The sequence below is a fragment of the Thermoleptolyngbya sp. M55_K2018_002 genome (assembly GCF_015295965.1).
GTDB lineage: Bacteria > Cyanobacteriota > Cyanobacteriia > Elainellales > Elainellaceae > Thermoleptolyngbya > Thermoleptolyngbya sichuanensis.
In genome coordinates this window covers 1-4263 of sequence record NZ_DVEA01000166.1, presented here as the reverse complement: position 1 = coordinate 4263, position 4263 = coordinate 1, and the positions used below count along the sequence as shown (strand labels likewise).

The following is a 4263-nucleotide window of genomic DNA, read 5'->3' as shown; positions in this document are numbered from 1 at the left end:
TTAGGGGGATCTTGCACGCTTTGCTACAAACAGTAGGACTTTTCAAACATCCTCTGAGACATCAAACTGATTGCCCTCATTCCCCAACCCCTTCTCCCCGCTTGGGAGAAGGGGAGCCAGCCGTGGGTTTGAAGTCCCTCTCCCGCTCTGGGAGAGGGATTTAGGGTGAGGGCTGAAATTGCTGCGTGAAGTACATTAGTGACATAAAAAAGGGATGAAAGCATTGCTCTCACCCCCCGCAATCTCTAGGAGACATCAAATCTAGAAACGAAACATAAAGCAAAGCACAGACACTGAGCCAATCTGCCCTAGTTCAGCGGTTGGCGATCGCCCGCAGGTGGCAAGCCACGTTCCGACGCAGGCGGCAGATAGCTATCGTCAAACACTTCGCTAATCGGGGGCGGAGTCACTTCAAACACTCCGGCCACCTGCTTGATCGTCTGCTCAAAGCGAGCCGGATCGATGCCGCCCAGACCGTTCGCCTCAGTCTCCGGAGTGACCCACAGCCGCTCTAGGGCAATCTTTAGGCGCTGCTTTTCTGACGCTTCCTCCATCAGGGAATCGCCCGCCTTCATCACCGATGCCAGCCCCGCAGCCGGGTCTTTGATCACGTCCTGCATTCCCCGGAAATAGGCCCGCAAGAAGCCCCGCACCACGTCGGGATTCTGCTCCAAGAAAGACTTCTTGACCACAATGGCATTGCCATAGAGATCCAGCCCAAAGTCGTTGTAGTAGAACATTGTCAAGTCAGACTCTTGCTTGCCTGCCTTGGCAAGCGCAGGCAAGATGCTGGTCGAAAACCCGCTGACGGCATCGACATCGCCCTTGACCAGAAACGTTTCCCGCAGTTTTGGCTCCATCGTGATCCATTCCACCGAGTCGGCAGGAATGCCCACCTGTTCTGCAAACACAGGCCACAGCTTGCGCGGCGCGTCTCCGGCAGGTGCGCCCAGTTTCTTGCCCTGGAGGGCTTTGGGATCAGCGATGCCGTTGGTGGACAAGGTGGCGATCGCAAACGGAGAACGGTTGTAGGGCACGGCCACCGCCACCACCGGATCATTCGGATTCTTCGCGTTGAACTCGATCATCGAGTACATATCGCCAAAGCCGATCTCCACCGTCCCCGCTGCAACATCGGTGATGGTCTTCGCAGAGCCATAGCCCCGCTCGATCACCACGTTCAGCCCTTCCTCTGCAAAGTAACCCTTCTCGCTGGCCAGCGTGATCGGCGCATTGTCTCCTTGCAGGAGCCAGGAGGGGTTGACCTTGATCGTCCGCAGTTCGTTCGGAGCCGTTGGGGAAGCAGCCGTCGTCGTCCCTGGCGATGCCTCTGGAGCAGTCGCCTCTGGGGTAGGCGTTTGGCAACTGCTCAGCAGCATGGGGGAAGCAACCAGAGCAATAGAGAGAAATCGAGCCAGCCAATTAAGTTTCATAGTGCGCTTTGAGAATTGATCTGCACCAGGCAATGTTTCAAGTTGTTTACTACAGAGTGTTCCTAGCAACGCTGAACCTACCTTAACGAGTGAGCTTGCGCTGTCGAGAATCCTGCCTCAGTCCTGAAAGTCAAGCGCATTGACTGCACAGATTCAGTTCAGTTCGACAAATCATTTGAGCGATCGCAGGCAAAACAGCGCAAAACCAATACTCAGCAAACCCAATGAGGACACTGCTCGAAGGGCGCAGATAAGCAGTGCCCTTGGCTTAGTTTGGTTCAGCGTAAAGTGTACTGTATACACATCCAAAGCAGCGAAACGTGACCCAGGCTACAATTTGCGATCGCCAACTTTTGAAAAGTCATTAAGAACCTTGTCAAAACTACCGTCTTAAAAACTCTTTGCCTTAATTCCCAGGTTTTGTGTCAAGAACTACAGAATCCCTTCCTGCTTAGCTGCCCAAATGAAGGGCATCTTGAATGCGTCAAGGGTTTTCTCATCATGGTTCAATCCGAAACAATCGACAGCGCTGCAAAAACCGACAAGCCTGTCATTCTGGAGTTCGATCGCATTGGTCTGCAATACCAAGTCGATGGCAATCCGCGACGCATTATCGACGAGATTTCGCTGAACATAGCCGAGGGCGAGTTTGTGTCGTTTGTCGGGCCGAGCGGCTGCGGCAAAACATCGATTCTGCGGATGGTGTCGGGTCTGTCGCCCGCGCCCCTGGGAGAAATCCGATTTCGCGGAAAAAAGATTACCCAACCGCTGAAAAACGTTGGCATTGCCTTTCAAAACCCGGTGCTAATGCCCTGGCGCAATACGCTGGCAAACGTGATGCTGCCGCTGGAGGTGGTGGAACCGTATAAGCAAGAAATTCGCAATCCCAGCCGCAAGGCAATCCACGCTCGCGCTGCGGAAGAGCTGCTGGCTACGGTGGGGCTGAAGGACTTTGCGAAGCAGTATCCCTGGCAGTTGTCGGGTGGAATGCGCCAGCGGGCTTCGCTATGTCGGGCGCTGATTCACAAACCTGAAATTTTGCTGCTCGATGAGCCGTTTGGGGCGCTGGATGCCTTCACTCGTGAAGAGATGTGGGTAATGCTGCAAGAGCTATGGATGCACAATCGCTGCACCTGCATTTTGATTACCCACGACCTGCGAGAAGCGGTGTTTTTGTCTGACACGGTGTATGTCATGGGGCCGCGACCTAGCTCGATTATTTACAAAGTGGACGTATCGCTGCCGCGCCCCACTACGCCAGACATGATGCTGTCGGACGACTTCAACCACATTGTGGCCGACCTGCGTCGCCATATTCATCGCAACTAGCGCGGTGTCGATTTTTTCTATCCTGCTTTCTATTCCGCCTATTCCGCTTTGCCTCTGCAATCCCTGCTTTTACCATTCTTCTGGTTATCATGACTACGTTCGATCGCCTTGAAAAATTCTCTCGCACCAAATCCGCCAGCATTATATTTCCAGCGGTGGCAACCGTGCTGCTGTTTGTGCTTTGGGAACTGATGGTGCGGTTGTTCAATATTCCCAGCTACAATCTGCCAGCGCCGTCTGCAATTTTGCAATCGGCAATCGCCCGCAGTTCAGCTTTGTGGGAGAATTCTATGCAAACGCTGTTCACGACCTTGGCAGGGTTTCTGCTGGCGATTCTGGCAGGTGTCATTCTTGGTTTCATGATCGGCTATTCTCGACTGGCGTACATTATCCTATACCCGCTGCTGGTCGGGTTTAATACTATTCCCAAGGTGGCGCTAGTTCCGCTGTTTGCGCTCTGGTTTGGCATTGGCACGATTCCAGCCATCCTTACGGCGTTCTTGCTGGCGTTCTTCCCGATTGCAGTCAACGTGGCGCTGGGGCTAGACACAGTGGAACCTGAAATGAAAGACGTGATGCGATCGCTCGGCGCATCTCAGTTTGAGATTTTCCAAAAAATCGGCTTTCCGCACGTCATGCCCTACATTTTTGCCTCGCTGAAGGTGGCAATTTCGCTAGCGTTTGTGGGTGCGGTGATTTCGGAAACCGTCGCTTCCAACAAGGGCATTGGCTACCTCATCGTCACCGCCAGTTCCAACTTTGACGTGCCGCTAGGGTTTGCGGGTCTGATGGTGCTGGCAATCATGGGGACTGCTCTCTACGGATTCTTCGCGGCGGCTGAAAAGTATCTGATCTATTGGGCCCGCTAGCGCGGCTCTGCTCGACCACCCGCCGAAAGTGGGTCACGGTGTCCGTCGTCTCCCAGGGAACAGCGCCCTGCGGCCCAAACCAGCGCTCAAGCAACTGCGTCGCCGCCGCCTCTCCAGACAGCACGCCTTCCATAAAGCGAGTCAGGCTTTGATTCACCTGGGCGCGAAACGACAGATCCTGTTTGGGCAACAGACAGCCGTAAACCTCGCGGCTAAAGGGCTGTGGAGGAACGACTTCGTATGCGTCGGCATCGGGCAGCGATCGCCGCAATCCCTCCAGCAAGATGCCGTCGCTGGCCAGCGCGTCGATCCGCCCCTGTTGCAGCAGAGCCAGACCCTCAGCGCGATCGCCCACGGGCACAATTCGCGCCAGTGGCAGCCGCCTGCGAATCAGATCGGCGTTGGTTGTGCCCGATACGCCACCCACACGCAGCCGATTGCCCGAAAGCCCTTGCCCCCGTGCCAGCAAAAACTGTGTCCCTGTGACGAAATAGCCCACCGAAAAATCCACCATCGACCCGCGGCTGAGGGTAATGCTGCTCGTACCACAGGCGATGTCTAGTTCGCCCTGGCTAACCTGGGCAAACTGCTCTGCTGCCGTCGTAGGCACCAGTTCTAGCTGAATCGTCCGC

4 protein-coding genes are annotated in these 4263 nt (G+C 55.1%); 2 read left to right on the top strand and 2 right to left on the bottom strand.

What is annotated here, in order from left to right:
* Positions 1-308: 308 nt before the first annotated feature.
* Positions 309-1433 (bottom strand): ABC transporter substrate-binding protein, encoded by a 1125-nt coding sequence (locus tag IGS51_RS08375; RefSeq protein WP_297077984.1) that lies wholly within the window; start codon positions 1431-1433, stop codon positions 309-311.
* Between the two features lie 501 nt (positions 1434-1934).
* Here IGS51_RS08375 and IGS51_RS08370 point away from each other — a divergent pair.
* Together IGS51_RS08370 and IGS51_RS08365 are read left to right on the top strand one after the other, a co-directional pair.
* Complete coding sequence (locus IGS51_RS08370; RefSeq protein WP_172358131.1) at positions 1935-2762, top strand: ABC transporter ATP-binding protein; 828 nt, start codon at positions 1935-1937, stop codon at positions 2760-2762.
* Between the two features lie 89 nt (positions 2763-2851).
* Positions 2852-3631: an ABC transporter permease gene (locus tag IGS51_RS08365; protein ID WP_297077982.1), complete on the top strand. Its 780-nt coding sequence runs from the start codon at positions 2852-2854 to the stop codon at positions 3629-3631.
* Here the strand turns inward: IGS51_RS08365 and IGS51_RS08360 are convergent.
* Positions 3564-4263 (bottom strand): transporter substrate-binding domain-containing protein (locus IGS51_RS08360; RefSeq protein ID WP_297077980.1); only part of this gene is annotated, 700 nt, incomplete at its 5' end. The genes IGS51_RS08365 and IGS51_RS08360 overlap by 68 nt on opposite strands.

What these genes read in the sequence shown, in the direction of transcription:
- IGS51_RS08375 (WP_297077984.1), bottom strand. Translation starts at nt 1,433, where the DNA reads ATGAAACTTAATTGGCTGGCTCGATTTCTCTCTATTGCTCTGGTTGCT.
- IGS51_RS08370 (WP_172358131.1), top strand. Translation starts at nt 1,935, where the DNA reads ATGGTTCAATCCGAAACAATCGACAGCGCTGCAAAAACCGACAAGCCT.
- IGS51_RS08365 (WP_297077982.1), top strand. Translation starts at nt 2,852, where the DNA reads ATGACTACGTTCGATCGCCTTGAAAAATTCTCTCGCACCAAATCCGCC.